General features: G+C 63.2%; 25 protein-coding genes. 9 read left to right on the top strand and 16 right to left on the bottom strand.

Annotated features, from left to right (window positions below; genetic code table 11):
- Nucleotides 1–4: 4 nt before the first annotated feature.
- From purL to purS, 3 genes are read right to left on the bottom strand one after another with little or no spacing between them, the layout of a single operon-like run.
- Entirely contained in the window at nucleotides 5–2,314 is a 2,310-nt protein-coding gene (gene purL / locus NEK97_RS14405; RefSeq protein ID WP_257370524.1) for a phosphoribosylformylglycinamidine synthase subunit PurL, read from the bottom strand.
- Nucleotides 2,311–3,093, bottom strand: coding sequence for a phosphoribosylformylglycinamidine synthase subunit PurQ (gene purQ, locus NEK97_RS14400; protein WP_257370523.1), 783 nt, complete (start codon nucleotides 3,091–3,093; stop codon nucleotides 2,311–2,313). The genes purL and purQ overlap by 4 nt, the downstream gene beginning before the upstream one ends.
- Before the next feature lies 1 nt (nucleotide 3,094).
- Nucleotides 3,095–3,346, bottom strand: a complete 252-nt coding sequence (gene purS / locus NEK97_RS14395; protein WP_011773385.1) for a phosphoribosylformylglycinamidine synthase subunit PurS — start codon at nucleotides 3,344–3,346, stop codon at nucleotides 3,095–3,097.
- A 374-nt stretch (nucleotides 3,347–3,720) separates the two neighbouring features.
- On the opposite strand from purS, the gene NEK97_RS14390 reads away from it, so the two are divergent.
- Nucleotides 3,721–3,906, top strand: coding sequence for a hypothetical protein (locus NEK97_RS14390; protein WP_235521253.1), 186 nt, complete (start codon nucleotides 3,721–3,723; stop codon nucleotides 3,904–3,906).
- A 121-nt stretch (nucleotides 3,907–4,027) separates the two neighbouring features.
- Nucleotides 4,028–4,318: a DUF1540 domain-containing protein gene (locus tag NEK97_RS14385; RefSeq protein ID WP_257370522.1), complete on the top strand. Its 291-nt coding sequence runs from the start codon at nucleotides 4,028–4,030 to the stop codon at nucleotides 4,316–4,318.
- A 48-nt stretch (nucleotides 4,319–4,366) separates the two neighbouring features.
- Here NEK97_RS14385 and NEK97_RS14380 read toward each other — a convergent pair whose 3' ends face one another.
- Nucleotides 4,367–5,335 (bottom strand): NAD(P)-dependent oxidoreductase, encoded by a 969-nt coding sequence (locus tag NEK97_RS14380; protein ID WP_257370521.1) that lies wholly within the window; start codon nucleotides 5,333–5,335, stop codon nucleotides 4,367–4,369.
- Nucleotides 5,336–5,536: 201 nt separating this feature from the next.
- Between NEK97_RS14380 and NEK97_RS14375 the strand changes: the two genes are divergently transcribed.
- The gene (locus NEK97_RS14375; RefSeq protein ID WP_257370543.1) at nucleotides 5,537–8,428 is read left to right on the top strand and encodes an exo-alpha-sialidase; all 2,892 of its coding nucleotides are present in this window, start codon (nucleotides 5,537–5,539) and stop codon (nucleotides 8,426–8,428) included.
- 353 nt (nucleotides 8,429–8,781) lie between these two features.
- A complete protein-coding gene (locus NEK97_RS14370) occupies nucleotides 8,782–11,862 on the top strand; it encodes a S8 family serine peptidase (protein WP_257370542.1) in 3,081 nt (1,026 codons plus the stop codon).
- 95 nt (nucleotides 11,863–11,957) lie between these two features.
- Here the strand turns inward: NEK97_RS14370 and NEK97_RS14365 are convergent, their stop codons facing one another.
- Complete coding sequence (locus NEK97_RS14365; RefSeq protein ID WP_257370520.1) at nucleotides 11,958–12,830, bottom strand: helix-turn-helix transcriptional regulator; 873 nt, start codon at nucleotides 12,828–12,830, stop codon at nucleotides 11,958–11,960.
- Nucleotides 12,831–13,061: 231 nt separating this feature from the next.
- Here NEK97_RS14365 and NEK97_RS14360 point away from each other — a divergent pair, with 231 nt between their 5' ends.
- The gene (locus NEK97_RS14360; protein WP_257370541.1) at nucleotides 13,062–14,450 is read left to right on the top strand and encodes an MFS transporter; all 1,389 of its coding nucleotides are present in this window, start codon (nucleotides 13,062–13,064) and stop codon (nucleotides 14,448–14,450) included.
- Between the two features lie 99 nt (nucleotides 14,451–14,549).
- Here NEK97_RS14360 and NEK97_RS14355 read toward each other — a convergent pair whose 3' ends face one another.
- The 4 genes from NEK97_RS14355 to NEK97_RS14340 all read right to left on the bottom strand — a co-directional run bounded on the left by NEK97_RS14355 (nucleotide 14,550) and on the right by NEK97_RS14340 (nucleotide 16,973).
- The gene (locus NEK97_RS14355) at nucleotides 14,550–14,954 is read right to left on the bottom strand and encodes a serine protease inhibitor (protein WP_257370519.1); all 405 of its coding nucleotides are present in this window, start codon (nucleotides 14,952–14,954) and stop codon (nucleotides 14,550–14,552) included.
- 29 nt (nucleotides 14,955–14,983) lie between these two features.
- The gene (locus tag NEK97_RS14350; RefSeq protein WP_257370518.1) at nucleotides 14,984–15,922 is read right to left on the bottom strand and encodes a 3-methyladenine DNA glycosylase; all 939 of its coding nucleotides are present in this window, start codon (nucleotides 15,920–15,922) and stop codon (nucleotides 14,984–14,986) included.
- Nucleotides 15,909–16,418 (bottom strand): subtilase-type protease inhibitor, encoded by a 510-nt coding sequence (locus tag NEK97_RS14345; RefSeq protein WP_257370517.1) that lies wholly within the window; start codon nucleotides 16,416–16,418, stop codon nucleotides 15,909–15,911. Before NEK97_RS14345 ends, NEK97_RS14350 begins: the two co-directional genes overlap by 14 nt.
- A gap of 93 nt (nucleotides 16,419–16,511) precedes the next feature.
- Nucleotides 16,512–16,973 carry a MarR family winged helix-turn-helix transcriptional regulator gene (locus NEK97_RS14340; RefSeq protein ID WP_257370516.1) on the bottom strand — a complete coding sequence of 154 codons (462 nt, stop codon included), beginning with the start codon at nucleotides 16,971–16,973 and terminating at the stop codon, nucleotides 16,512–16,514.
- Between the two features lie 95 nt (nucleotides 16,974–17,068).
- Here NEK97_RS14340 and NEK97_RS14335 point away from each other — a divergent pair, with 95 nt between their 5' ends.
- The 3 genes from NEK97_RS14335 to NEK97_RS14325 all read left to right on the top strand — a co-directional run bounded on the left by NEK97_RS14335 (nucleotide 17,069) and on the right by NEK97_RS14325 (nucleotide 18,111).
- Nucleotides 17,069–17,293 (top strand): hypothetical protein, encoded by a 225-nt coding sequence (locus NEK97_RS14335; RefSeq protein ID WP_235521238.1) that lies wholly within the window; start codon nucleotides 17,069–17,071, stop codon nucleotides 17,291–17,293.
- A gap of 101 nt (nucleotides 17,294–17,394) precedes the next feature.
- Nucleotides 17,395–17,628: a hypothetical protein gene (locus tag NEK97_RS14330; protein ID WP_257370540.1), complete on the top strand. Its 234-nt coding sequence runs from the start codon at nucleotides 17,395–17,397 to the stop codon at nucleotides 17,626–17,628.
- A 99-nt stretch (nucleotides 17,629–17,727) separates the two neighbouring features.
- Complete coding sequence (locus NEK97_RS14325; protein WP_257370515.1) at nucleotides 17,728–18,111, top strand: lipopolysaccharide assembly LapA domain-containing protein; 384 nt, start codon at nucleotides 17,728–17,730, stop codon at nucleotides 18,109–18,111.
- A gap of 110 nt (nucleotides 18,112–18,221) precedes the next feature.
- Here the strand turns inward: NEK97_RS14325 and NEK97_RS14320 are convergent, their stop codons facing one another.
- The 3 genes from NEK97_RS14320 to NEK97_RS14310 form a co-directional block, all read right to left on the bottom strand.
- On the bottom strand, nucleotides 18,222–18,521 hold the full coding sequence (locus tag NEK97_RS14320; RefSeq protein WP_211713967.1) for a DUF4193 domain-containing protein: 300 nt from the start codon (nucleotides 18,519–18,521) through the stop codon (nucleotides 18,222–18,224).
- Between the two features lie 154 nt (nucleotides 18,522–18,675).
- Complete coding sequence (locus tag NEK97_RS14315; RefSeq protein WP_257370514.1) at nucleotides 18,676–21,171, bottom strand: beta-glucosidase; 2,496 nt, start codon at nucleotides 21,169–21,171, stop codon at nucleotides 18,676–18,678.
- Nucleotides 21,172–22,461 carry an MFS transporter gene (locus tag NEK97_RS14310; RefSeq protein ID WP_257370513.1) on the bottom strand — a complete coding sequence of 430 codons (1,290 nt, stop codon included), beginning with the start codon at nucleotides 22,459–22,461 and terminating at the stop codon, nucleotides 21,172–21,174.
- 111 nt (nucleotides 22,462–22,572) lie between these two features.
- Between NEK97_RS14310 and NEK97_RS14305 the strand changes: the two genes are divergently transcribed.
- Nucleotides 22,573–23,169, top strand: a complete 597-nt coding sequence (locus NEK97_RS14305; RefSeq protein WP_235519757.1) for a TetR/AcrR family transcriptional regulator — start codon at nucleotides 22,573–22,575, stop codon at nucleotides 23,167–23,169.
- A gap of 71 nt (nucleotides 23,170–23,240) precedes the next feature.
- Here the strand turns inward: NEK97_RS14305 and NEK97_RS14300 are convergent, their stop codons facing one another.
- The 4 genes from NEK97_RS14300 to NEK97_RS14285 all read right to left on the bottom strand — a co-directional run bounded on the left by NEK97_RS14300 (nucleotide 23,241) and on the right by NEK97_RS14285 (nucleotide 26,625).
- The gene (locus NEK97_RS14300) at nucleotides 23,241–24,587 is read right to left on the bottom strand and encodes an aspartate kinase (RefSeq protein ID WP_235519758.1); all 1,347 of its coding nucleotides are present in this window, start codon (nucleotides 24,585–24,587) and stop codon (nucleotides 23,241–23,243) included.
- 179 nt (nucleotides 24,588–24,766) lie between these two features.
- On the bottom strand, nucleotides 24,767–25,336 hold the full coding sequence (locus tag NEK97_RS14295) for a hypothetical protein (protein ID WP_257370512.1): 570 nt from the start codon (nucleotides 25,334–25,336) through the stop codon (nucleotides 24,767–24,769).
- A gap of 39 nt (nucleotides 25,337–25,375) precedes the next feature.
- A complete protein-coding gene (locus tag NEK97_RS14290; RefSeq protein WP_257370511.1) occupies nucleotides 25,376–25,981 on the bottom strand; it encodes a hypothetical protein in 606 nt (201 codons plus the stop codon).
- A 38-nt stretch (nucleotides 25,982–26,019) separates the two neighbouring features.
- Nucleotides 26,020–26,625, bottom strand: coding sequence for a hypothetical protein (locus tag NEK97_RS14285; RefSeq protein WP_235519762.1), 606 nt, complete (start codon nucleotides 26,623–26,625; stop codon nucleotides 26,020–26,022).
- Between the last annotated feature and the right edge of the window lie 16 nt (nucleotides 26,626–26,641).

Here is a 26,641-nt window from a genome sequence, read left to right as displayed (position 1 = left end):
GGTCTTAGCCGAAGTACTTCGGCAGCGTACCTTCGTGTGCTTCGCTGAGGGCGTCCAGGGAGAGCTCGTCCACCCCGTTGATCTCCAGCTTTCCACCGGCAGCGTCAACGACGCCGATCCGGATGTGGGCGAAGCCGCGGGCCGTGCACATGTCCTTGAAGCGGACTTCCTCCGAACGCGGCACCGAGACGATAGCGCGGGCTTGGGATTCGGAGAAGAGGGCCGTGAACAGGTCCACGCCGTCACGCTCCATCAGTTCCTCAAGGGCAATGCGGGCGCCAACACCGTAGCGCAGCGAGGACTCAACCAGGGCAGCCGCGAGGCCTCCCTCGGAGAGGTCGTGGGCAGCGTCAACCATGCCGTCGCGGGACGCGTTGATCAGGATCTGGCCCAATTCACGCTCGGCAGCAAGATCGACCTTCGGCGGCAGGCCACCGAGGTGTCCGCGCAGGTTGGACCATTCCGAACCATCCAGCTCTGCTGCGGTGGTGCCCAACAGGTAGATGGCCTGGCCGTCCTCGCGCCAGCCCGACGGCGTGCGGCGGGCGACGTCGTCGAGCTTGCCCAGGACAGCCACCACAGGGGAGGGGTGGATGGGCGTGGTGCCGGTCTGGTTGTAGAGCGAGACGTTGCCACCGGTGACGGGGATGCCGAGCTCCATGCAGGCGTCGGAGAGGCCACGGATGGCTTCTGCGAGCTGCCACATGACGTCCGGGTCCTCGGGGGAACCGAAGTTCAGGCAGTCGCTGACGGCCATCGGAACGGCGCCGGAGGTAGCAACGTTGCGGTAGGCCTCGGCCAATGCCAGCTGTGCACCCTGGTACGGCTCAAGGTAGGTGTAGCGGCCGTTGGCGTCGGTAGCCAGGGCAACGCCCAGGCCGGTTTCCTCGTCAACGCGGACCACGCCGGCATCGTCCGGGAACGCCATGGCAGTGTTGCCGCCGACGTAGCGGTCGTACTGCTTGGTGATCCAGGACTTGCTGCACATGTTCGGCGATGCGATGAGCTCGGTGACGGCTGCAGCCAGCTCGGACGGAGCCGACGGGCGGCCGGCGTCCTCGACGGAGCCGGTGAAGGTGTTGGCCTGGACCGAGTCCTGCCACTCCGGGCGGGCGAACGGACGGTCGTAGACCGGGCCGTCGTGCGCAACGGTGCGGGGATCGACGTCGACGATTACTTCGCCTTCCCAGGTGATGATGAGGCGACCGGTGTCGGTGACCTCACCCAACCAGGAGTACTCCACGGCCCACTTGTCCATCACAGCTTCGAACGCTTCGATGTTTTCCGGGGTGACCACGGCCATCATGCGTTCCTGCGACTCGGACATCAGGATCTCGCCCGGGGTCAGCGTGGGATCGCGGAGCAGGACGGAGGTCAGTTCAACTTCCATGCCGCCGTCGCCGTTGGAAGCGAGCTCGGACGTGGCGCAGGAAATGCCTGCGGCGCCCAGGTCCTGGATGCCTTCAACCAGTGAGCCCTTGAAAAGCTCGAGGCAGCATTCGATGAGCACCTTCTCAGCGAAGGGGTCGCCCACCTGGACGGCGGGACGCTTGGAGGGCTTGGTGTCGTCGAAGGACTCGGAGGCGAGCACCGACGCGCCGCCGATGCCGTCGCCACCCGTGCGGGCACCGAAAAGGACAACCTTGTTGCCCTTGCCGGAGGCGTTGGCCAGGCGGATGTCCTCATGCCGCATGACGCCCACGGCCAGTGCGTTCACCAGCGGGTTGCCCTGGTAGACGGAGTCGAACACCATTTCGCCGCCGATGTTCGGCAGGCCCAGGCAGTTGCCGTAGCCGCCGATGCCGGCAACGGCACCGTGCATGACGCGCGCGGTGTCCGGGTGGTCGATCGCGCCGAAACGAAGCGGGTCCATCACGGCGACCGGGCGGGCGCCCATGGAGATGATGTCGCGGACAATACCGCCGATGCCGGTTGCGGCACCCTGGTACGGCTCAACGAACGACGGCGAGTTGTGGGACTCGATCTTGAAGGTCACGGCCCAGCCGTCCCCAAGGTTGGTGACGCCGGCGTTTTCGCCGATGCCCACCAGCATGTCCTTCTTCATTTCCTCGGTGACCTTTTCGCCGAACTGGCGAAGGTGGTTCTTGGAGGATTTGTAGGAGCAGTGCTCGCTCCACATGACGGAGTACATGGCCAGCTCGGCGCCGGTGGGGCGACGGCCAAGGACCTTGACGATCTCGTCGAATTCGTTCTGCTTCAAGCCCAGTTCGGACCACGGAAGTTCCGTGTCCGGGGTCTTGGCAGCGTGCTCAACGGTGTCGATGTTGAACTTCTTGGTGGTTTCCGTGGTCACTTGTCGCCTCCCACAATCTTGGTCAGTACGGAGGTGAAGAATCCGAGGCCGTCGGTGTCGCGGGGAGCGCCGGCGGAGCCGGACAAACCAGCCTCGGGTCCGAAACCGGCTTCAACAGCGTGCTCGGGGTGCGGCATGAGGCCCACCACGTTGCCCGCGGCGTTGGAGATGCCGGCGATGTCGCGGCGCGAGCCATTCGGGTTGAAGCCCACGTAGCGGAACACCACACGGCCCTCAGCCTCAAGGGCGTCCAAGGTCTTCTCGTCCGCGATGTACTGGCCGTCCTGGTTCTTCAACGGCACGATGATTTCCTGGCCATCGGTGTAATCCACGGTCCACGCAGTGTTGGCGTTTTCCACGCGCAGCGTCTGGTCGCGGCAAATGAACTTCAGGTGGTCGTTCTTGATCATCGAACCGGGCAGCAGGTGCGACTCGGTGAGGATCTGGAAACCGTTGCAGATACCCAAAACCGGAAGCTTCGCCTCGGAGTTGGCAGCATCGATGATCTTGGTCATCAGCGGCGCGAAACGCGAGATGGCGCCTGCACGGAGGTAGTCGCCGTAGGAGAATCCGCCGGGGATGATGACAGCGTCAACGTCACCCAGTTCGGAGTCGGCGTGCCAGAGCGGAACCGCCGTGGCGCCGGCGAGCCGTACTGCGCGAGCGGCGTCGCGGTCATCCAGGGTGCCGGGGAAGGTGACGACGCCAACCTTGGCGCCTGCGAGCCTGGGCTCGGCGGCGACGGCTACAGCCTCGCCAATCAGGGGGATCGACGTCATATCAGGCCTCGACGACCTCGACGTTGACGACGTCCTCGATCACCGGGTTGGACAGGAGGGTCTCGGCAGCTTCGCGGGCCTGGGCCAGGATAGCGTCGGTCACCTCGCCGTCGACCGTCAGTTCGAAGCGCTTGCCTTGGCGGACTGCGCTGAAGCTGTTGAAGCCGAGGCGGGGCAGGGCACCCACAATGGCCTTCCCCTGGGGGTCCAGAATCTCGGGCTTGGGCATGACGTCAACGACGATCCGGGGCATCCGGTAACTCCTGTGCGGTGAGTTGGGTGAACCTTAAATAAGGCTGCCGCGGAGGTGCCGTCTCACGCCGTTCAGCCGCATCCAAACAGCGTCTAGAACACAGGGTTAAACACGGTTGTGAACTGCAATGTTTGAACGGCATGGGGGGCGCTCCGCGAGCTTGCACACCTATTCTACCGGGAGCAGCGCACATACCCTATTCAGCCCGTTTCCGCGAGGACCCCCCGCCGTCACGGCGGAAAATGCCCCGTTTGAGGGCCCGACGGCGGCACCGCCAAGCCCCGACGGTCGCCGCTGCCAAGCCCGGCGGCCGCCGCTGCCAGGGTTCGGCGGCGGCGCTGGCCGTGGGTGACCTGCGTCACTAGGATTGCCGCATGGCTGAGAAACCGAAATCGATGGTGCTGGGGGTTGTGGCTGCGGCCGTTTTTGCCGGGCTTGGCCGGATGGTCATCCAAAAGATCCTGTCCGACAGGGCTGCGCGGGAGCGGCACCTCACGGCACCGCTGGACCAGGAAACGCGGGCAAAGATCAGCGAAGCACTGCGGACACCCCGCAATTAGCCGGCTAATAGCGCACGCACAAATGCGCTAATGATTCGGGTTCAACCATGTGATTCCGGCGTAGCTTGGAGGTACACGCGGGTTCGCCCCCGTACCATTCAGGATCCAGCCAGGAGGAACAATGACCGAACACATTGCCGAAGTATCCGCCTGTAGCGTGGGCAGCTGTGGCTTCAACCACGACGGCTGCACCGCATTTGGAATCACCATTGGTGGCACCCAGGATCACGCCTCCTGCGCCACGTTCATCGACACCAATGCGATGGGCGGCCTTCCCAAGGTCCTTGCCCATGTGGGTGCGTGCCAGCGGTCCGAGTGCGTCCACAACAACAACCTCATGTGCGAGGCACGCGACGTAAGAGTAGGGCCCGGCCGTGAAGCGGCTGACTGCCTGACCTACGAGCACGCCTGACCGTTACCGCGAATGCGCGCCTGACCTCAGCGGAGGTCAGGCGCGTTTTTACGTGGCCGCTTCGTGCTCCTGGCCGGCTACCTGGTTCGTCAATGGACGGCCTTCCTTGAGTGCAGTGACATTGCCAACGACCAGTTGGGATGAGCCCTTGGGGCGGTTGCCAGCCACGTGCGGGGTGATGATCAGGTTCGGCGCAGCCCACAGCTCCGACCACGCCGGGAGTGGCTCCTGCTTGGTGACGTCCAAGGCTGCCACACGGAGCCGTCCCTCCTGCAGGGCGGCCAGCAGTGCGTCTTCGTCGACGGTGGCGCCGCGGCCCACATTGACGAAAACGGCCCTGGCGGGAAGGTGCCGGAGGATGTCGTCGTTCAGGGCATCGGTGGTGTCGGGGGTGGCGGGAAGGATGGAGATCAGCACGTCGGTGGTGCCCAGGACGTGGGGGAGTTCCTCTGTTGAGACCACCGGGAAGCCGTAGCGCTCACCTTTGGAGTTGGCCACGCCTGTGACCTTCGCACCCAGGGCGGCCAGCAGGGGAGCGAGCCGTCCGGCGATCGATCCGAAGCCCCAGATGGTGACGCTGGCGCCGTCGAGCGTGTAAAGCTGTTCGGTCGCGGGATCGGACTGCGCGGCGTTGAACTCCGTGTTCCAGGTGGTGTTCCGTTGGGCCTCCTGCAGGACGTCCAGGCGCCGGACCGCTGCAAGAACCAGCGCCAGCGCGTGCTCGGCGACGGGACCGTCGTGCAGCGAGCGGCCGGAGGTGATGGCCACGTGCTGGGCGAACCCGGCCGCCAGAACGGAATCGGGCCCGGCGGCCAGTGTCTGGACCAGCTTGAGGTTTGGCATTCCGTGGGCTGCGTCCGCCAGGTTTTCCGCGGTGTTGCGCCACGCAATGAGGACCTCGGCATCGCGGTGATCGCCGGGAATGGGCTGGTCCACGGCGTAGGTGGCTACCTCGTCCCCGGCATCGGTGAGCTCGGTGAGGTCCAGTTCGATGGTGTCCGGGGCAAGGATCTTCACGGCAACTCCAAGGTCATGGGGGTGGGTGGTTCTTTCTCGAGGCTACCGCCTGGCCTCCCCGGAGCACCGAATCCACCTTAATGCTGGCTATGTGACCCAGAACACCCTATGGTGGTAGGACGTTCGACGTAGCACGTAGCATCCACTCGAAAGGACCTCGATTTGAGATCACCATCGCCCGCCCATATCGCAGTTACCGGCATGCTGAGCCTGGGCCTTCTGGCCGGGCTGGCCCTACCCGCCACCGCCGCACCCATCCCACCGGCGAACCCCACAGCCGCCCCAGGCACCTTCGCCGAGGCCAACCTCGGCGCGGACCGCACGGCCGCCAACTTCTTCTACCGGATCCCCGCCCTGACGTACCTGGGCAACAACGTGGTCCTTGCCGCGTGGGATGGTCGCCCCGGATCGGCCACGGATGCTCCGAATCCGAACTCGATAGTGCAGCGCCGCAGCACCGATGGCGGGCAAACGTGGGGGCCCGTCACGACCATTGCCGCCGGACATGTTGCCGACTCCAGCGGTCCCAAATACGGATACAGCGACCCCTCGTATGTCTACGACGCCGAGACCGGCAAAGTCTTCGCATTCTTCGTGTACTCCAAAGACCAAGGTTTCGGTGGAAGCCAGTTCGGAAACGATGACAACGACCGGAACGTCATTTCATCCGCCGTCATCGAATCCTCCGACGGCGGCCTCAACTGGAGCCAGCCGCGGCTCATCACCAGTGTCACCAAGCCCGGAGCCAGCAAGACCAGCCCCGCGGCAGGCGATGTGCGGTCCAACTTCGCATCCTCCGGCGAAGGCATCCAGCTCAAATATGGCCAGTACAAAGGCCGCTTGATCCAGCAATATGCCGGAGACGTCCGCCAGGCTGACGGAACCAACAAAATCCAGGCCTACTCGGTCTACTCCGATGACCACGGGGCTACGTGGAAGAAAGGCGCCAACACCGGCGACCGGATGGACGAAAACAAAACCGTTGAACTCTCCGACGGCCGCGTACTCCTGAACTCCCGCGATAACGCTAACCAGGGGTACCGCAAGGTGGCCATCTCCACGGACGGCGGGGCAACGTACGGTCCCGTCACGCAGGACACTGAACTCCCGGACCCGGCCAACAACGGCGCCATCGCGCGCATGTTCCCGGACGCCGCACAGGGTTCGGCCGATGCCAGGAAGCTGATCTTCACCAACGCCAACTCCAAGACCGGCCGCGAAAATGTCTCCGCGCGCGTCTCCTGCGACGACGGCGCCACCTGGCCGGGCGTCCGCACCATCCGTTCCGGATTCTCGGCTTACTCCACTGTCACCCGGATGGCCGCGGGCGCGTTCGGAGTCCTCTACGAAGGCAACTACACGGACAACATGCCGTTCGCTAAGTTCGACGACGCGTGGTTGAACTATGCCTGCGCTCCGTTGTCAGTTCCTGCCGTCACCACCGCTTCGGGGACCACCCAGCAAGTTCCAGTGACCGTCACCAACCAGGAAGCCACCACGCTGTCCGGTGCGACGGCTACGGTCTACACCCCCAGCGGCTGGTCGGCCACCACGGTGCCTGTTCCTTCCCTGCAACCGGGGGCATCAGCCACCGTCAATGTAGCCCTCACCGCGCCCGCCAACGCGAGCGGCCCGCAGGACCTGAATGCTGCCTTCACGACGACGGATGGCCGGGTTTCGCAGTTCACCTTCGCCGCCACCGTGCCGGTGGCCCCGCAAGTCGGCCTGACCATCACCGGGACCGCGCCAACACGCGATGTCGTCGCCAACCCTTACCAGGTAGGCGAAGCCCTCAGCTACACCTTCAACGTCAAGAGCACAGCGAACGTCACGGCCAACTCGGTACCCCTTTCCGGGACATTCGACTCCGGCTTCCTGCCGCCGTCGGCCCCTAACTGCCGCTATAACAACCTGGCTGCCGGCGCGAGCTACAGCTGCACCACTGCCAAACACATCATTACGGCAGCCGACGTTGAGCGGGGCTTCTTCGTGCCGCAAGCCAGCTTCAGCATCACCGCAAGTTCAACGCCGTCCCTCACAAAGACTGTTCCATTCACCGGCGCTGCCGTCGCCTTGCGCGATGGACTGCTAACGGCAGACATCAGCGGGGCGCGTGCCGACGTCGGACGTGACCTTGCCACGCAGCCATATGCTGCAGGTGACTTGGTTCCCTATACGTTCTCAGTGAAGAACACCAGTCCGCTGGTTGAGAAGGTAGTTCCGACTGCTGGCAACTTCAGCCCATTCCTTCCGGAAGGGCCAGGCAACTGCCGCTACAGTGTCCTGCCGGCCGGGCAGAGCTACCAATGCACCACCCCAAGGCACACCGTAACCGCTGAAGAAGCCGAACAGGGATTCTTCGTTCCGAAGACTACCTGGGAGGTCAGTTCCGCAGGCCAAAGCACCAAAACCATCACAGTGGACGGCGGCGAAGTGGATCTTACGGTGCGTGAGCCCAAGCTTGAAGCAACCGTTTCCGCCACGTGGGAAGACGCAGATGGTGACAGGTTTGCCAGTGCCGGCGATCCCGTTACGTACACCTACACGGTGGGCAACGCGGGCAATGTCGCCGTGACCGGATTGGAAGCACCCGACGCCGGTATCTCTGCAGCCGCCCTTGCTGCCGGTGAGTCCGTGACCGCCACCCGTGAGCATGTGCTGACGGCGGCGGACCTCGCTGCCGGCAGCCTGGGCGCGATCTCTTTTGAGGCGACGGCCCGCAACGGAGCCCTGGAAGCGGCAACGTCGGCATCGGGTGATCCCCTCGAGCTGAAGGTTCAGCCGGCAAAGCCTGAGAGCACTCCCGAACTCAAGGTCCAGGAGCTGGGTGCGCCGCCGACCGATTTGGGCACGGCGGACAAATACCGCACTGGCCAGAAGGTTGTGCTGAAGGGCCTCGAATATGGGGACTGGTATTACGTCTACCTCAACAAGAAGAGCTACCGGGTTGGTTGGATCTTTCCCACGACGGACAACACCGTTGAGTTCATCCTGCCCTCGGATGTGCAGAACGGGCGGGACGACGTGGTGGTCCTGAACAAGCACGGCGTCCAAGTTTCTTTTGACCGGCTGCAGGTCACACCCAAGGGCTGACGTTCCCCGACAGGCTCAGGCAACGGACTGCAGGAGATTCCTGCAGTCCGTTGTGTTTGTTGTGTGACGGATTAACTCTTGCGTGACAAGACAAATTTCCCGAAATGTGCTGTATGTCATATTCGCCTATCACTAGGTACTCTGTGACTCGACTGGTTGCGCGTGTTTGACAAGAACTGTCAAAGGTTCAACCAACTCATAGGTGACAGGCCCCGGCGATGGAGCCCGGGCCTCCTCAGTGAAAGGTGCAATCACACGTGAAACCACAAGGAAAGAGCTTCGCCAGAAGCGGGAGCCTCCGGAAGGCCGCGGCGCTCGCCGTCGGACTGCCGTTGCTGCTCTCGTCGGTGGCGATGCCGGCCCAGGCCGCTCCCGCCCCGGAGACGCCCGGGAATGTTGCAGGCGTGGCCAAGAAGAACCTTGACCCCAGCGCCTATAAGGACGGCCGTTACATGGTGGTCCTCGCCGAAAAGCCTGCGGCCACTTACGACGGCGGCACGGCGGGCCTTGCGCCCACCAAACCGGAGGAAGGCAAAAAGCTCGACGCCGACAGCGCAGAGGTAAAGGAATACCAATCCCACCTCCAGCAGAAGCAGCAGGAAGTCGCCAAGCAGGAAAACGTGAACATCAAGCGGGAGTTCACTACTGCCGTCAACGGTTTCAGCGCGAACCTCACCGCCGACCAGGCCATCAACCTTGCCAAGGACCCCAAAGTCCTTATGGTTGCACCAGACACGCAGTACGCACCTGACTACTCAACCAGCGACTTCCTCAAGCTCAGTGGCCCCAACGGAACCTGGGCCACCCAGTACGGCGGGCAGGAAAACGCCGGTAAGGGAACTGTCGTTGGCGTGATCGACACCGGCTACACCCCGTCCAACCCCTTCTTCGCAGGCGAGCCGGTAGGCCCGCTGGTAGGCAACCCCCAGGTGGGCGTTCCCTACCGCACCGCAGACGGCAAGATCGCCATGCTCAAGGCCGACGGTGACACATTCGTCGGTGAGTGCCAGCCCGGAACGGGCACGGGCGCTGACTACGATGGCAGCGCCTGCAACTCCAAGGTCCTCAGCACCCACTACTTCGCAGACGCCTTCCTTGACACCGTGGCGCCGGAAAACCGGGCCCCGGAAGAAGTCATCTCCGCAGTGGACGTTGCCAGCCACGGCACCCACACGGCAAGCACAGCTGCAGGTAACGGCAACGTAGACGCAGTGGTGGACGGCCGCAGCTTCGGAACCACCAGCGGCATCGCGCCCGCTGCCAAGCTCTCCATCTACAAGGTCTGCTGGGAAGACACTGACCCCGCCACCGGCGGCTGCTACGGCTCCGCATCCGTTGATGCGATCGAGCAAGCCATCCTGGACGGCGTGGACGTACTCAACTACTCCATCTCAGGTTCCACCACCAGCACCACGGATCCTGTCTCGCTGGCGTTCCTGTCCGCCGCTTCGGCCGGCATTTTCGTCGCCGCTTCCGCCGGTAACTCCGGTCCCACTGCCAGCACGGTGAACCACGGCGCTCCCTGGCTGACCACGGTTGCTGCCACCTCCTTCTCCCAGGAGCTGCAGGGCACGATCCAATTCTCCGACGGCAGCAAATTCCGCGGAGCGAGCATCATGAACCGTGAGGTGACCGGTGCCGGCGTCGTGCTTTCCACCAACGCCGCAAGCGGCCAGGGCAATGCAGCGCTGTGTGCTCCCGGGTCGCTGGACCCGGCCAAGGTTGCCGGCAAAGTTGTTGTCTGTGACCGCGGCGTGGTTGACCGGACCGCCAAGAGCGCAGAAGTACTGCGCGGCGGTGGCGTCGGCATGATCCTGGTGAACCTGACCGATTCCTCGCTGGACACCGACAAGCACGCGGTCCCCACTGTCCACGTGAACCGGCCCGCAACGCAGGCCATCAAGGACAAGGTCACCGCCGACCCGGCCATCACCGTGTCCCTGGTCAACCGCGATACCACGGGCTTGCCTGCCGAAGCCCAGCCCCAGATCGCCGGCTTCTCTTCCCGCGGTCCGCTGCTCGCCACCGACTCGGACCTGCTGAAGCCTGACGTCTCCGCTCCCGGCGTCGCCGTGCTTGCAGGCGTTTCGCCGATCGGAACCGGCGGGGACAACTTCGGCTTCATGTCCGGAACGTCCATGGCCTCCCCGCACGTTGCCGGCTTCGGCGCACTGATCCTGGGCAAGAACCCGAAGTGGTCCCCGGCCGCGGTCAAGTCCGCCATGATGACCACCGCTGGACCGGTCAAGCTGGCCAACGGCGCCGTCAACAAGGACGTCTTCGCCACCGGCGCCGGCCAGGTTGATCCCGCGAAGGTCCTCAGCCCCGGCCTCGTCTACGACGCAACCACCGAGGACTACCTGAAGTTCATCCAAGGCACCGGCATGGACCTGGGCATGGAAGGGCTCGGCACCACCGCAGCGCGCGACATGAACGTTCCGTCGTTCGCGCTGGGCAACCTCGCAGGCAAGATCGAGGTCACCCGCACCGTAACGGCCCTGACGCCGGGACTCTACCGGGCGTCGGTCAACGTTCCGGGCGTCAACGTCAAGGTCACTCCGTCAGTGCTGAACTTCGGTGCACCGGGCGAGAAGAAGACCTTCAAGGTCCAGTTCGAGAACAACAACGCGGCCCTGGGCAAGTTCGCCATGGGTTCGCTGAGCTGGACGGGTGCCAACAAGACCGTCACTTCGCCGATCGCAGTCCGCCCCCAGTCCGTCATTGCGGACAAGGCGCTGGCGTTCACGGGAACGGGTCCCAACGGCTCTGGAGCCATCAACATCACCTCCGGCACCAACCTTCCAGTGGGAGTGACCATTGATGGACTGTCCAAGGCCGATTCCTCGGCAGTGGAACTGGTTCCCGGCCCGTTCGCCGGTGAGACCAACGCATCCAACTTCGTGAAGAAGGTGACCGTTGGTGAGGGCAGCGCATTGGCCAAGTTCTCGGTCATCTCTTCCAACGACGCCGCGGACTTCGACATGCTGGTGCTGACACCGTCGGGCCAGCAGCTGCCGGCAGCGACAGCCTCCGCCAGCGAGTCACTGTCCGTTCCCAACCCCGCGCCGGGCGACTACTACGTCTTCGCCAACCTTTACGCGAGCCCCAACAACCAGGCCACCAAGGCCACCGTTGATGCCGCCGTGCTGGGAGCGAACCAGGGCAACGCCACCGTGACGCCTAACCCGATCCGTCTCGCCAACGGCAAGACGGGCCAGATTTCGCTGAACTGGAAGAACCTGGAGCCGGGCTCCTACATTGGCCGCCTGACCTTCGCCGGAACCAGCGAGCCGAGCTTCGTCACCGTCCTGGTCAACCCGGGCGGAACCGTGGTGGTTCCTGACGATGAGGACCCGAAGAAGGACAAGAAAGACAAAAAGAACCACGGCAAGATCCGTGGAGACGAGCCGACACAGAGCAACAACGCAAGCTAGTCCGGCTTGATCCAATAAGCACAGTGGCCGGTGGGATTTCCCACCGGCCACTGTGCTGAGGTCCTAAGCTCCAGCTGTCGCAACTCGTTGGTAGTTCACGAGGTCCAAGCGGGTTCCACCACGTTGACATCGCTGGACGCCAATAATTGCAGGGCCTCGGCCGCAGGCGTGCCGGGGTCAGCGGTATACATCAGGATCCGGTGTCCCGATTCGTCGGGAGGGGTCAGGACCTCGAAGTTGAGCTCAATGTCGCCGACCTCGGGGTGATGCATGTACTTCAGTCCGGACATGCAGTTCTCAACGGGGTGGCGTGCCCACAGTTTGGCGAACTCGTCGCTGTTCATGGTCAACTCGCCAACCAACGATGCGAGTTCCGCGTCATCAGCCGCGCGGCCCGCGACCAGTCGCAGCGAGGACACTGCACGTGTAGCCTCTTCGACCCATCGGCTGTAAAGCTCCCGGGTGTGGCGGTCCAGGAACAAGAGCCGCGTCATGTTGGGCCTCGTTGACGGCGTCTCCGGCGCGGCGAAATCCAAGTGGCCAGCCACAAGCCTGTGACCGATCCGGTTCCACGCGAGCACTTCGCTGCGGCGCCCCAGGACGACGGCGGGTGTGTTGGACATCGACTGGATGAGGCGCAACATGCCGGGCCTTACCTTCCCTGGCTTGGTCAGGGTGCGCCTTTTGGTGGTCCCTGGCCGGGCGAGATTGAAAAGGTGCGCACGCTCGTCGGTGTTCAGGTTAAGAGCCCGGGCGATTGCATCGATGACCGCTTCGGAGGCGTTGTTGCTGAGGCCTTGCTCCAAGCGTGTGTAATACGTATTGCTGACGCCGGCCAGCATGGCCAGCTCTTCCCTGCGGAGGCCGGGTACACGGCGGATGCCGTAATTCAGAAGGCCAACGTCCTCTGGCTGTAAGGCAGCTCTTCGGACGCGAAGGAACTCCCCAAGTTCACTTGGATTACTCATGGGCCCATTCTGCCGGTCTTGCGCAGCAATGTCCTGTCACTGCCAGGGGTAGGCAGAAGGGGGTGTGGTTGATCCCCGGGCATTCCGTGAATGTGGAGTTGTGAAGATGCCGTCCGCGGACGGCGACCCCTCCAAAAAAGGAACACTCCCATGACCACGCAACCGGATGTCACCACAGGACCCGGCGTTCCACCCTTGATGGAAACCGAGGCGCCTGCCTCTTCGGGACGGATGAATGGCCGCCAAAGGCTGGCGCTCATCGTCCTGCTCGCCGCGAGCTTTACCCTCGCCGTCGACTTCTCGATCCTCAACGTCGCGCTCCCGGCCATCGGTGCCGACGTCGGATTCAGCCTGGAGAACCTCCAGTGGATCGCGACGGCGTTCGCACTGTGCGCCGCCGGGTTGACCCTCTTGTTCGGGCGCGTCGCGGACATCGCGGGCCGCCGCCGGATGTTCATCATCGGCATGGCCCTGCTGGGTGCAGCCTCGCTCGCCGGCGGCCTGGCTGCAGACCCCGCACTATTGCTCATCGCCCGCGTCGGCCAGGGCATCGCGACGGCAATCGTCGTTCCAGCCGCCCTGTCCTTGCTGCTGGCGTCCTTCCCTGAAGGCCCTTTGCGCGACAAAGCCCTGGGCCTGAACGGTTCCCTGATGGCTGCCGGGTTCACCACGGGTGCAATCCTCGGCGGCCTGCTGACCGACCTGCTCAGCTGGCGCTGGGCGTTCTTCATCAACGTTCCGGTGGCCATCGCGGTGCTCATCATTGCCCCCATTGTCCTCGCCGAGAGCAAGCCCACCACCAAGTTGCGGCTGGACGTACCGGGTGCCATCACGGTGACACTCGGCCTTCTGGCCCTGGTGTTCGGTCTAACGAACGCCGCAGAACACTCCTGGGCTGATCCGCTGACGTTGGGCAGCCTCGCAGCCGCTGTGATCTTGTTCGTTGCTTTCGTGGCCGTCGAGCGGAAAGCCGCCTCACCCTTGGTACCACTGGAAATCCTCAAGCGCTCCACGGTCGCGTGGGGAAACATTGCGGGCATCCTTGCCTTCGTCACCGAAACGTCCTTGGTGTTCCTGTTGACGCTGTACCTGCAGCAGGTCCTCGGCTACACCCCGCTCGGTGCCGGCTTGGCCTTCGCTGTCCTGGGTCTCGGAACCGTATTGGGTGGTGTCCTTGGCCCCAAGGTCATCGGAAAAATCGGCAACAAGAAGGCAATCGTCTACGGATTCATCGTCCAGGCAATCGCCACTGGTTCCCTGGTCCTGCTCAGCGCCGACCCGGCGTCCATCGCACTGCTGCTGGTTGCCACGTTTATTGGGGGCGTGGCAAACCTCGTGGTTATCGTCGGATTCATGGTCACCGCAACGTCCGGCCTGCCTGACGCCGAGCAAGGCCTTGCCACCGGGTTGGCGACCATGAGCCAGCAGGTCGGCATCACCATGGGTATCCCGATCATGAGCGCGATCTTCACCGCACAGATCCTCGCCATCGGGAACAACGATGCCCCGGCCGTGCTCAGCGGCGTCACCACGGCCATCTGGGTGAATGCGGCACTGTGCCTGCTCACAGCGCTGGTGGTGGGGTTGTTCCTCCGCAAGCCGGCGCCTGCCGTTAGCTAAGGCAGCACACCCTAGCTGAGGCGGCAAACGCCGCTGCCAGGTCCCAGCCAGTCCGGCGATTTACTCAAAGGACTGGCTGGGCCCGTTGGGCTGCCCAAGCTATACCGCGCCGCTTGAGCCTCCTGTGTTGCCCAGCAGCGCCGCCACCGCTTTCCAGCGCGCGATCTCGCAGCCGTCGGTCCTGCTGAAGTGGCTATGGACTTTCCGTCCGCGGAACCAGCCTTTAACAACGGCAACCTGCGGGCCACCGTATTGCTGGGTGCAGATCCTGTCCGGGCGTGGTTCGGGGAAGAAGATTTCCTCCCCGAACTGCTCGACGGCGGCAAGCGCCGCAGGCGCGTCCGGGAGGTTCGAATCCATTGACGTCGGATCGGATGAGAGGACGCCGCCCGCGGACCGGAGGTGGAACGTCCTTTCCTCAGCGCCCGGTGCCTCTGTCAACGTCACTGTCAGCTCGACGTCGTACTCGCTCTTGGCTGTGTCAACGGTGTTATCGGAAACCATGGTGACCTTTCGCTTGTGGCGTCGGGTGCTCAGGCAGCGAGCCCGCTCAGCTCGTCCAAGAGCGGTCCTACTGCCTGGAGCACGCGGGTCCGCAGCTCCTGGGATTCGGCCGCGAAAGCCCGCTGGTATTCAACGTACTCGGCCTTGCCCTGCGGTGTCTCAATCCTGATGGGTGGGTAGCCCCATTCTTCGAGATCGTACGGTGAGGCCTGCATGTCCATGGCCCGGATCCGCCACGACAACTCGAAGCAGTCCATCACCAGCTCACTCGGCAGCGCGGGCGTCAGCTTGTAAGCCCACTTGTAAAGGTCCATGTTGGCGTGCAGGCAGCCCGGCTGTTCCATGCTCCGCTGGTTCTCGCGCGTGGGTGTGAGCTCATTCAAGGGCAGGGCGTCCGGAGTGTAGAAACGGAAGGCATCGAAGTGGGAGCAACGGATCCGGTTCTCTTCCACCACGGTGTCCGTGCCCTGGCCACCCAACCTCAGTTTCAGGTATTCATGCCGCAGCTCGAACTTCTCCTGCCTGTAGACCATGGCCCACTCGTGCAGCCCAAAACATCCGAATTGTGCCGGGCGCTTTGCGGTTCCGGCAAGGATGATTCCCGCGAACCGGACTGCCTCTGCGCGGTCGGCCAGGAAACTGCCGCGGTCAAAGGCGACCGCAGGGGTTCCTGCGGGCAGGCCCGCTGCGGCGAGTTCGTCGTCGTGGGCTGGCCGGTAGAACTTCCAGTTGGCGCGTTCAAGGGCACGATCGCCACTGAGCAGCACTGCCTGGCCGGGATGCCAGCGCTGCAACTGTCCGGGTTTTTGGGTGTAATACGTGAAAAGGAAATCTTCCACGGGGTGCTTCTTGCCCGCCGAACGCCGGGCCAGGTACGGGTCGGCGTAACGCGCCACCCGGGCATGATGGGCTGCCTCCAGCCCGAGCCATTGCTCCTGGGGGAGGTGCCGCAGGCTAGACGCCGCCATCTGAACCGAGAATACTCTTGGCGGCGTCCCACATGGCGATCTGGCAACCGTCCGTGCGGCTGAAGGCGGCCGTCACTTCCTTGCCATCCACGGAGCCGGTCACCTTGGCTGTTGCCGGACCGCCATACTGCATGGTGCAGGCCATGTCGGTCCGGGGTGGGGCGGGGCTCAGGATGGCGGGGTTGTTCTTGAGCGTGGCGCAGGCTTCAGCGGGGGAGGGGTGCTTGCTTTCGGCTGCGGGCTTTCCATCGGCGCAAACAAGTGTGAAGGTCTTGGGTGCGGCTTCCGGGGTTTCCATGAGGGTGATGGACAGTTCGGCGCTGCCGTTGCCGCTGCTTGTCGGAGCGCCGCTTGCAGGAGCGGACGACGACGGTGCCTGGGTTGCGCTTCCCGAGGAACCCGGCGTGGGGGTGCCCGAGCATGCCGCAAGGCCGGCAACGGTCAACACGGTCAGTGCCGGTACCGCCAGTAGGGGGCGAATAAATCGCATGCGCATGGGATCTCCTGGGTTTGCGTCCATTTTACGTGGCACTTGTGGTGTTTTACGCCGGTGTTCACTCCCAAGCAGAGCACCGCTGCCCGTCCTTGGCTAGGGGTTGCGTTGGGTAGTGGCTATCAACCCGATCATGGCCTGATGGAGCTCCGCCACCTCTTCACGGCTCAGTTGCAGGCGCTCGCGGATCTGCCCCGGGACCGCCGTCGCCTGTTCACGCAGGGCGGCGCCCTTCGGCGTCAGATTGATGGCCAAGGCACGTTCGTTCCCCGCCACGCGCTCGCGGGTGATGAGCTCGGCGTCTTCGAGCCTCTTCAGCAGTGGCGAGAGGGTGGCGGGCTCGTGGAGGAGGCTGTCGCTGATGTCCTTGAGTGTCCGGGGGCTTCGTTCCCAGAGGGCCAGCATCACCAAGTACTGGGGATGGGTGAGTCCCAGCTTCTCCAGGACAGGCTTATAGACGCCGACGACGCTCCGGGAAGCCACAGTCAGTGCGAAGCACAGCTGACGCTCCAGAAGGAGGTCATCGGTTTCCTCGGTGGTCTCGCTGACGCTGGTCATGTCTTTCCTTCCCGACACCCTGCTAATTAGTTAGTGCACTAATGATTAGCGTACTATGAAGGTGTTGAACCGTCTAAAAGAGGAGTCGATCAAGCGTGGCAAAGGAATCCCTGACCCGGAAGTTCATGCGCGCCACCGGGAAGTTCCGGATCATTTTCGGACCGGCGCAGAGCAGTTCCCTTGACCACGAGATGACCGAGGCCAACCGGCAGCTGCTCGCCCAACGCCAGGCCGAGACCCAGCAGTGGGAAACCCTCCGCCGCCCCGATGGCAGCACCTATGTGGTGCCCCGCAACCCGGACGACAAGTCCCTGCGCTAAGCCCTCTCGCATGGGGTGATCCGGGCGTAAAATTGGCTCACTGAACGGCACCGCATCAGCCCTGCCGCGCTTCTCTCTCCTGTGGAAAGGGGGTGGAGATGATGGGACGCAGATTGGAAGGTTTCCAACACGTCACGGAGCGGCTGCAATACGTCTTTGGTCCGGCGACGCGCGGCGACACGGGCAGCCCTATTGTGCACAAGCATGATGACTTCGAGGCGGCTTCGGAGGAAGACCTGAAGAACTTCGACGTCGAGACCGATTCCGAGGGGCATCACTACGCTGTCCGCAATAACGATCCAGGTCCAACCAGCACCGACTACTCAATGAAGTAGGCGCTGGCTCGCCCCATTCCAGGCATGCCCTTGTCCACTTATCAATAAGCATGCTTATGATGCTTATGAACGACATCAGCCGACGGGTAGGGGTCCACCATGAGTTTCCAGGATGATGCAGCAAGAACTCCTGCCGGCCCCAAGCCGGGGGAACGGGTCACCACGCCCTCAGCGCAGCGCGTGGTTCAACCTCCTGCGTCAGGGCGGAGCCGTCCGACGCGTACGGCTGCCTTGTGGGTGGCGGTGGCAGTTGGACTGGTGGTCCTTGTGATGTTGATCGTCTTCTTTGTCCAAAACCAGGACATGATCACCGTCCGGTTCTTTGGACTTGAAGGGACCCTGGCGCTGGGCACCACATTGTTCATCGCGGCGGTCGGTGGAGGTGTCCTCGTGGCCTTGGCGGGCGGAGCCCGGATCCTTCAGCTCCGGCTAAGCAACCATCGGCGCCAGAAGACCGTCGGCAGGGCAGGAATGCCACAGTAGCGAGGCCTTAAGTGCGGAAGGACCGGAGCAATCGCTCCGGTCCTTCCGCAATTTAATCCCGACGGCGGCACTCCCTGACGACGTTCAATCCGCCGGGGTGGTGGGTCGTCTTAGCCTTCGCAGTCAGTGCAGTAGGCGACGCCATCCTTTTCGCGGGCAATCTGCGAACGGTGGCGGACCAGGAAACAAGAGTTACACGTGAACTCATCGCTGGCCTGCGGGATGACCTGGATAACCAGCTCTTCGGCGACGATTTCGCCGCCGGGGCCGTTGGCGTCGAGGCCATCGGTTTCGTCCAGTTCAAGCACGACACTCTTGGCCGTGGGAGCGCTGGCGGATTGGAGAGCCTGGAGGGACTGCTCCTGGTTCTCTTTTACATCGGTACGGAGTTCGTCGTAATCGGCTGCCACTTTTTAATGCCTCTTCGTGTTAGGGGGTTACCGGGTATGCAACGTACAGCATGCCACGAAAATTCCATACCATACCCCAGTTCTACAGCTTGTGGCGAAAACCACGTGGCTGACGGCCCAAAAAAGCCGTCACCCAGCGCTTTTCAACACCGCATTACCGGAGTTCGATCTCCATCGACTGGAAGTCGTCCATGGCGTGGCGACCAACCAGGATACGGAACATACCCCGCTCAAACTGCCATCCGCCGTCGTAATGTGCAAACGCCCTGGCGGGTATGCGTATTTCCACGCTCTCGGTTCCGTTCGCGGCGAGATGCGTTCCGGCGTAGCCGGCCAGCCAGCGGACGGGACGTTCGACGGCGGAATCGGCGCGGTCCAGGTAAACCTGCACCACTTCCCGCCCGGTGCGGGTACCGGTGTTCTTGACCGGCACGTGAACCACCACATCGTTGCCAGCCTGTACTGCCTGCGGGGCGTGGGCGGTGCCGAGCTCGAAAGTGGTGTAGCCCAATCCATAACCGAACGGCAGGGCAGGAGCCGCTCCGCCCTCGGCTTCCTGCTTCAACCACGCCCTGTAACCGACATGGATCCCTTCGGCGTAGGTAACCTTGCCGTCCACGGGAGTGGTGCTGAGTACAGGGACGTCCTCCAGTGCCGCCGGCCACGTGGTGGGCAAGCGTCCGCCCGGCTCTTCGAGGCCCAGGAGAACGTCAGCGATGGCGTTGCCGAACTCCTGGCCGCCGAACCAGCCCAGCAGGACCGCGTCCACGGCGTCGAGCCAAGGCATCAGTACCGGCGAGCCGGAATTCACCACCACGACCGTCCGCGGATTGGCTGCCGCGACAGCCTCAACCAATTGGTTCTGGTAGCCGGGGAGGTCAAGGTCCTTCCGGTCGAACCCCTCCGATTCGATGGCCGCGTTGGTGCCCACCACCACCACGGCCACGTCGGAAGCCCGGGCTGCCGCCACAGCCGCGTCGATCTCGGCCTGGGGGTCCGCGACCACGGTTTCTTCACCCAGCAGGACTGCCGTGAACGGAATGACCTGCTCATCCGGTAACTGGTATTCGGCCTCAATCCGCACCCTCTGGCCGTGCGTGGTTTCGATGGCGTGCACGGTTTTGGGGGGATCGAACAGTGCCGCGCCAAGGACCTCGGTCTCGTCCTCGAGTTCACCGTTGAAGACCTCCGTTCCATCCAGGACAAAGCGGATCCGGCCCACGGTCCCGACGCCCAAGTGGTGGATGCCCGCCGTTTCGGCCGTCCAGTCAGCTTCCATGCGAATGGAGGCCGCGCCGTCGGGAATTCCGATGCCGAACCAGATCAGGTGCGAGGCAAGGCGGTCTTCCCCGGAAATTTCCGTGCCGTCCGCCGCGAGGAAACTCACCCGGATGCCGGGCACGTCTGACACGGGGTTGTGCAGGGACGTGCGGGGGAATGCCTGGATGCCCTCGGCTACCTTGGCGCCGCGCGCGTAGGTGACCTTCACGCCGTCGGGCAGTGCCCTGCGGAGCCCCTCCAGCGGCGAAACGGTGTACTTGGGCATGACGGTGGCGCTGCCGCCGCCTTGGGTGCGGGCTTCATCGGCGTTGTGGCCAATCACGGCCACGCTGCTGAGCAATGCGGCGTCCAGGGGCAGCAGGCCCTTGTTGCGGACCAGTACCGCGCCGCGGACAGCGACTTCACGGGCGACGGCGGCACCGTCAAGTTGCGCGGGCAGCTCGGTGACTGCGGGCGCGAACCCTTCCAGTGAGCCAACGCGCGCCGCCAGGCGAAGGATGCGGGTGACCTTCTCCACAATGGCGTCCCGGCTAACGTGTCCGTCATTGACGGCGGCCAGAAGCTTGGGTCCCCAGTGGCCTACCGGCCCTGGCATTTCCAGGTCCTGGTGGGCGTTGGCGGCGTCCACGGAGCGCACGCCCGTCCAGTCGGAGACCACGACGCCGTCGAAGCCCCACTCGGTGGACAGCGGTGTTTCCAGCAGTTTGTTTTCGCTGGCAGTGGTTCCGTTGATGGAGTTGTAGGAGCTCATGACCAGCCAGGCGCGGGCCTCAGTGATGGCGTCCTCGAAGGCTGCCAGGTAGAGCTCGCGGAGCGGGCGTTCGTCCACCACGGAGTCCGCAGTGAAGCGGTCGGTTTCGGCCTCGTTGGCCAGGTAGTGCTTGGGCGTCGCACCAACACCCATGGACTGCACGCCGGTCACGTATCCTGCGGCCATGGTGGCGGTGAGCCGGGGGTCCTCGCTCATGCACTCGAAGTGGCGGCCGCCCAGCGGGGAGCGGTGCAGGTTGATGGTGGGGCCCAGTACGGCGTGCACACCCTTGCGTCGGGCCTCCTGGCCCAGGACCTGCCCGTAGCGGCGGGCAGTTTCGACGCTCCAAGTGGCGGACAAAGCGGACGACGACGGGAGGGAGACGGAGTCGTGGCGCTCATCGAAGTCCTCGCCGCGGACGCCGGCAGGGCCGTCGGACATCACGACCCGTGACAGGCCGATCTCCGGGATGGTGTGTGTGGACCACACATCCGCGCCTGTAAGCAGTTTTACCTGCTGCTCCAGGGACAGGCTCCGGGCGATTTCCCGGATCTTCGCTTCCGCGTCCGGGCTTCCGGCTGCGGGGGCGGTGACAGCTGCCGACAGGATGGGGTTCATTTACTTGACTCCTTTGATGCGGGTGACGAGAAGTGCTCCGATGATGCCAACCACGGCACCACCCAGGAACAGGGCGGGATAGCCACCCAGCGCAATGACAGGAAATGCGACGGCGGGGACCAAGGACTGTGGGAGGGCTTGGGCGATGTTGAAGACACCGAAGGTCTTGGCGTTCTCGGATTGGTTTTTGGGCAGGAGGTCCGTGATGAGGGCTACATCAACGGCACTGAAGACGCCCAGGCCCAGGCCGAGAACGCCCTGCCCAACCAATACCTGGCCGGCTCCGGTGCTGGTGGCGATAACAATGAGGCCACCCATCATGATCAGCGCGGACATGATCACCATGGCCTTGCGCTTGCCGATGCGGTCACTGATCCAGCCGCCGGCGAGGCTGGTGATGACCGTGCCTGCTGAGCTCACCAGCGTTGCTTGGAACACCAGGCTGGTGACTTGGCTTTCCGCGATGTGGAGGTGGTCTGTGAAGAAGTACGGAAGGTAGAGCAAGCCTGCGCAGTAACCGACGTAGACCATGAACTTGGTCAGCCAGGCCCAGCCCAGTCCGGGGTACGTTTTGGGGTTGAAGTAGAAGGAGCCGAGGATCTCCTTGAAGTTCAACGGAGCCGGCTTCTCAGTGAGGACCCGGTCCTTGAACGTGAAAGCGAAAGCTATTGCCACGGCCGTGCCCACGATTCCCGGGACGACGGCCATCTGCAGGGCGTTGTCGAACATCTGGGCAAAGAAGGCTGCGGCCACGAGGCCGATGGGAAGTGTCATGCCGATGAGCCCGGAGAGGCGCCCGCGCTCGGCGGGGCCGGCCTGGTCGGGAAGTGTGGCTACAAGGGCTGCCAGCGCGGCGTTAAAGCCCAGCTGTGCTACAACCCAGGCAGCCAGGACGGTGCCCACTTCTGCTGCCGAACCCAGCAGGAACAGTGCTGCCAGGCCAACAAGGGAACCGCCGACGATCCAGGGTTTTCGCATGCCGAAGCGGGAAGTTGTCCGATCGCTGAGGCGCCCGAAGAACGGGTTCGCCAGGAGGGCGACTGCCGCTCCGACTCCTGCCACCAGGCTGAGGGCGCCGGCCCTGGTGTCCGGCGTGGTGATTTCTGAAACCTTGATGGCGAGGACCACCAGGGCGGGGGCGAGAACAGCCATCCAGAGGCCGGCGCTCGCAATCGGCATGCCGATGACGTAGGCGCGCGAAGCTGCTGGGGGCGCTTCGTTTGCCCGGGGCGCTTCCGGGGCAGGGTTGGTGCTGGCGGCCGGAGCCTGCTGGGTGACATCGAGGGCCACATTGCCTCCTGTGAACGTGCGACCCACCGTTGGGTCTCTGCAAAGACTGTAGCGATAAAAATCTAGTGTGACTAGGTTTTCATGGAAATGACGGTGAAATAGACTGACGCAATGCCTAATTCGAGGGCCCGCGGCCAGTACGCCAAGGGAGCGGAACGCCGCGAACAGATCATCCAGACAGCAACAGACGTCTTCGCCACGGAAGGCTTTGAAGGTACGGCCCTCAAGCGCGTGGCGGAGCTGGTGGGAGTGAAGGAAGCCACCCTGTTCCACTACTTCAAGGGGAAGCAGGAGCTCCTAACGGCCGTCCTGGCCGAACGAGACCGCCGGTCCCTGGCCGGCAGCGGACAGGAAGACGTTGGTTTGGGCCTCATGGCCACCATTGCAGAGCGCAACCGGCGGGAGCCGGGCCTGACGACGCTCTACGCAGTTGCCTCAGCCACGGCCAATGATCCCGGGCACGATTCCCATGCCTACTTCAAGGAGCGCTATGAGGCGGTAGTGCGGGATATCGCAGCTGACATTGAGCGGCGCCAGGATTCGGGGGACGTCCGTACCGACGTTGACTCGGTGATGTTGGCCAGGCTGACAGTTGCCGCCTTTGACGGCCTGCAGCTCCAGTGGCTCTACGACAAGGATGTCGACATGGCTGACGGACTCCGGCAGCTCATTGACGTTCTCCTGGCGCCGGCTCACCGAACTGAGTAACAGATAAGGCCGTTCTGAGAGCTCAGAACGGCCTTATCTGTTACTTACTTGGGGCGTTGCCCGTGGCGATGCTAGCGGCCGGTGCCGCCGTAAACGGTAGCCTCGGCGTCGCCGTCGAGCTCGAAAGCGTTGTGGATGGCGCGGACGGCGTCATCCAGCGCATCAGCGCTGGTCACGACAGAGATGCGGATCTCCGAGGTGGAAATCATATCGATGTTGATGCCGGCGTCGGAAAGGGCCTTGAAGAACGTGGCCGACACGCCGGGGTGCGAACGCATGCCCGCGCCAATCAGCGAAAGCTTGCCGACGTGCTCGTTGTATTCGATGCTTTCGAAGCCGATCTGGCCCTCGGCGGCACGCAGGGCGGCCAAGGCGTCCGCACCTTCGACTATGGGGAGCGTGAACGAGATGTCCGTACGGCCTGTGCCGTGCGTCGAGACGTTCTGGACGATCATGTCGATGTTCGAGTGCGCATCGGCGATCACCTGGAAGATCGCAGCAGCCTTGCCGGGGATGTCCGGAACGCCCACAACGGTGACCTTGGCTTCGGACCGGTCGTGCGCAACGCCGGAGATGATTGGCTGCTCCAAGGCAACTCCCTCTTGAATCGTGAACTTTTCTTCGGCGCCCGGGATGACCCACGTGCCTTCGTTCTGGCTGAATGACGAACGGACGTGCAGCGGCACACCGAAACGACGTGCATACTCCACGCAACGGAGGTGCAGGATCTTGGCGCCGGAAGCAGCCAACTCCAGCATTTCTTCACTGGAAATACGGTCGATCTTCTGGGCGCTGGTCACTACGCGGGGATCGGCAGTGTAGATGCCGTCCACATCCGTGTAGATTTCGCAAACATCGGCTTCGAGGGCCGCCGCCAGGGCAACGGCAGTGGTGTCCGAGCCGCCCCGGCCCAACGTGGTGATCTCATGGGTAGCGCGGCTCATGCCCTGGAAACCAGCGACGATGGCGATGTGGCCCTTGTCCAGCGCAGTGCGAATGCGGTGGGGGTCGACGTCGATAATCCGCGCCTTGCCGTGGATGCCGTCCGTAATCATGCCGGCCTGAGAGCCTGTGAAGGACTGTGCCGAAGCACCGAACTTGTTGATGGCCATGGCAAGCAGGGCCATGGAAATACGTTCGCCGGCGGACAGGAGCATGTCCATCTCACGGGCCGGAGCGGAGTCCGTGACCTGGCTCGCGAGGTCCAGGAGTTCATCGGTGGTGTCGCCCATCGCGGAGACAACAACCACAACCTCGTTGCCGGCCTTCTGCGCATCCACGACGCGCTGTGCGACCCGCTTGATGCCATCGGCATCGGCAACCGAGGAGCCGCCGAACTTCTGCACGATCAGCTGCTTGGTAATGGCAGCCTCGTTGGAGAGCTCGTCGATCTTCACTTCGGTAGTGGGCATAGTCATGCGCGCACCCTCACTGCATCAATAGGGTTCGAACGCGGCCTGCCAATGTGGCATTGGAACACGCCTGCGTAGCTTATTTCCCCAGTTTATCGCCGCGGGCAGTGCTGACAGGAATTGTGACCACATGGCGGCCAGGGCTTGTTGGACCAGCAGCATCCGGTGGGCGTCGGGTTGCGGTTCTACTTGGCGGTGGGAGAGGCCCCGAAGTTTTCGGGATAGAGCTCTTTGTAGATCGCAGTTTGGTCTCCGGCGATGCAGACAGTGTCCATTTCCAAGCCGGAGCCTTTGATGTTTGCGTAGTAGGACATGAGTTGTCCGCCATTCTGATCGGCGTAGAGGCGGATGAGTCCCGGGTCTTTGGGGTTGGTTTCGGTGCGGGTGGTGAAGCCTTTGGATTCCCAGAACTTTTTGACGGCGTTGACGGAAGCTTCAAGGTCGACGGGGTCGGGGGTTTGGGTCAGGATGCTGTAATTCACTCCGTCTTGCCCGTCGGGTGTGCTGCAGGAACTGTTGGCAGGTTTGTCCGTGTCGGCCCATTTTTGAGGCCCGATAACTTTCTGGGTTTCGGTTTTGAAAGCGTTGAGGTCTGCGAGGGCTTGTTTGAGTTCTTGGACCTGGGCTTTGACGGTTGCAGGGTCACTGGGGTAATCCCTGGTGGTGGGCGTGCAGCCGCTCAGCGCAATGGCCGCGCAGAACAGTCCGGCGAGTATGCTGCTTGCCCTTACCGGGGCCTCGGGTTCAAAGGGCATGAGCTTCAGCTTTTCCGTAACGACTTCTACCTCGGGGTTCTATTTGCCGGTAGTTGAGGGGCTGGGATGGGAAGGGAGACCGAAGTTTTCGGGATAGAGCTCTTTGTAGATCGCGGTTTGGTCTCCTGCGATGCAGGAGCTGTCCATTTCCAGGCCGGAGCCTTTGATGTTGGCGGTGAAGGATATGAGGTGTCCGCCGTTCTCGTCGGCGTAGAGGCGGATGACTCCTGGGTCCCGTGGGTTGGATTCGACGCGGGTGGTGAAGCCCTGGGATTCCCAAAATGTCTTGACGACGTTGACCGAGGCTTCCAAGTCGAGGGTTTCCATTGATTGGCTCATGATGCTGTAATTCACGCCTTCTTGCCCGTCTGGTGTGGTGCAGTGCATGTTTCGAGTGCCCTTATCGACCCATTTTTGGGTTCCGATGGTGTGTTGGGTTTCGGTTTTGAAGGCGTGGACATCGGCGAGGGCTTGTTTGAGTTCTTCGACCTGGGCTTTGACGGTGGCAGGGTCGCTGGGGTTGTTTGGGCCGGTCAATGGTTTCTCCGTGGTGGTGGGCGTGCAGGCGCTCAGCGCAATAGCAGCAAAGAACAGTCCGGCGAGTATGCGGCTTGCCCTTACCGGGGCCTTGGGTTCAAAGGGCATGAGCTTCACCTTTCCGCAACGTCTTCTACCTGGGAGGTCTATTTGCCAGTATCGGAGGGGCTGGGATTGGACGGGAGGCCGAAGTTTTCGGGATAGAGCTCTTTGTAGATCGCGGTTTGGTCTCCTGCGATGCAGGCGCTGTCCATTTCCAGGCCGGAGCCTTTGATGTTTGCGTAGTAGGACATGAGTTGTCCGCCGTTCTGATCGGCGTAGAGGCGGATGAGGCCTGGGTCTTTGGGGTTGGTTTCAGTGCGGGTGGTGAAGCCTTTGGATTCCCAGAACGTTTTGACGGCGCTGACTGAGGCTTCAAGGTCGACTGGGTCGGGGGTTTGGCTCAGGACGATGTAGTTCACGCCGTCTTCCCCGCCGGACGTGCTGCAGGGGCCATTTCGGAGGCCCTCGTCGACCCATTTTTGGGTCCCAATGACTTGTTGGGTTTCGGTTTTGAAGGCGTGGAGATCCGCGAGGGCTTGTTTGAGTTCTTCGACCTGGGCTTTGACGGTAGCAGGGTCGCTGGGGTCGTTTGGGCCGGTCATCGGTTTCTCCGTGGTGGTGGGGGTGCAGGCGCTCAGCGCCAAGAGCATGCTTAGCAAGCCGGTAAGGACATAGCGGGTCCTGAGACGGGCCTTGGGTTCATAGGACATGAGGTTCACTCTTTCG

It is taken from the genome of Paenarthrobacter sp. UW852 (assembly GCF_024608385.1).
Lineage (GTDB): Bacteria > Actinomycetota > Actinomycetes > Actinomycetales > Micrococcaceae > Arthrobacter.
The sequence above is the reverse complement of the archived record's forward strand: the minus strand, read 5'-3'. Positions and strand labels throughout refer to the sequence as shown.

Bases quoted from the DNA above. Each gene is read 5' to 3' on its own strand.
- NEK97_RS14305 (WP_235519757.1), top strand. From the start codon at position 22,573: ATGCCTAATTCGAGGGCCCGCGGCCAGTACGCCAAGGGAGCGGAACGC.
- NEK97_RS14340 (WP_257370516.1), bottom strand. From the start codon at position 16,973: ATGACCAGCGTCAGCGAGACCACCGAGGAAACCGATGACCTCCTTCTG.
- NEK97_RS14385 (WP_257370522.1), top strand. From the start codon at position 4,028: ATGACCGAACACATTGCCGAAGTATCCGCCTGTAGCGTGGGCAGCTGT.
- purQ (WP_257370523.1), bottom strand. From the start codon at position 3,093: ATGACGTCGATCCCCCTGATTGGCGAGGCTGTAGCCGTCGCCGCCGAG.
- NEK97_RS14300 (WP_235519758.1), bottom strand. From the start codon at position 24,587: ATGACTATGCCCACTACCGAAGTGAAGATCGACGAGCTCTCCAACGAG.
- NEK97_RS14390 (WP_235521253.1), top strand. From the start codon at position 3,721: ATGGCTGAGAAACCGAAATCGATGGTGCTGGGGGTTGTGGCTGCGGCC.
- NEK97_RS14355 (WP_257370519.1), bottom strand. From the start codon at position 14,954: ATGGTTTCCGATAACACCGTTGACACAGCCAAGAGCGAGTACGACGTC.
- NEK97_RS14370 (WP_257370542.1), top strand. From the start codon at position 8,782: ATGCCGGCCCAGGCCGCTCCCGCCCCGGAGACGCCCGGGAATGTTGCA.
- NEK97_RS14285 (WP_235519762.1), bottom strand. From the start codon at position 26,625: ATGTCCTATGAACCCAAGGCCCGTCTCAGGACCCGCTATGTCCTTACC.
- NEK97_RS14350 (WP_257370518.1), bottom strand. From the start codon at position 15,922: ATGGCGGCGTCTAGCCTGCGGCACCTCCCCCAGGAGCAATGGCTCGGG.
- NEK97_RS14325 (WP_257370515.1), top strand. From the start codon at position 17,728: ATGAGTTTCCAGGATGATGCAGCAAGAACTCCTGCCGGCCCCAAGCCG.
- NEK97_RS14295 (WP_257370512.1), bottom strand. From the start codon at position 25,336: ATGCCCTTTGAACCCGAGGCCCCGGTAAGGGCAAGCAGCATACTCGCC.
- NEK97_RS14360 (WP_257370541.1), top strand. From the start codon at position 13,062: ATGAATGGCCGCCAAAGGCTGGCGCTCATCGTCCTGCTCGCCGCGAGC.
- NEK97_RS14315 (WP_257370514.1), bottom strand. From the start codon at position 21,171: ATGAACCCCATCCTGTCGGCAGCTGTCACCGCCCCCGCAGCCGGAAGC.
- NEK97_RS14345 (WP_257370517.1), bottom strand. From the start codon at position 16,418: ATGCGCATGCGATTTATTCGCCCCCTACTGGCGGTACCGGCACTGACC.
- purS (WP_011773385.1), bottom strand. From the start codon at position 3,346: ATGCCCCGGATCGTCGTTGACGTCATGCCCAAGCCCGAGATTCTGGAC.
- NEK97_RS14290 (WP_257370511.1), bottom strand. From the start codon at position 25,981: ATGCCCTTTGAACCCAAGGCCCCGGTAAGGGCAAGCCGCATACTCGCC.
- NEK97_RS14365 (WP_257370520.1), bottom strand. From the start codon at position 12,830: ATGAGTAATCCAAGTGAACTTGGGGAGTTCCTTCGCGTCCGAAGAGCT.
- NEK97_RS14330 (WP_257370540.1), top strand. From the start codon at position 17,395: ATGGGACGCAGATTGGAAGGTTTCCAACACGTCACGGAGCGGCTGCAA.
- NEK97_RS14375 (WP_257370543.1), top strand. From the start codon at position 5,537: ATGCTGAGCCTGGGCCTTCTGGCCGGGCTGGCCCTACCCGCCACCGCC.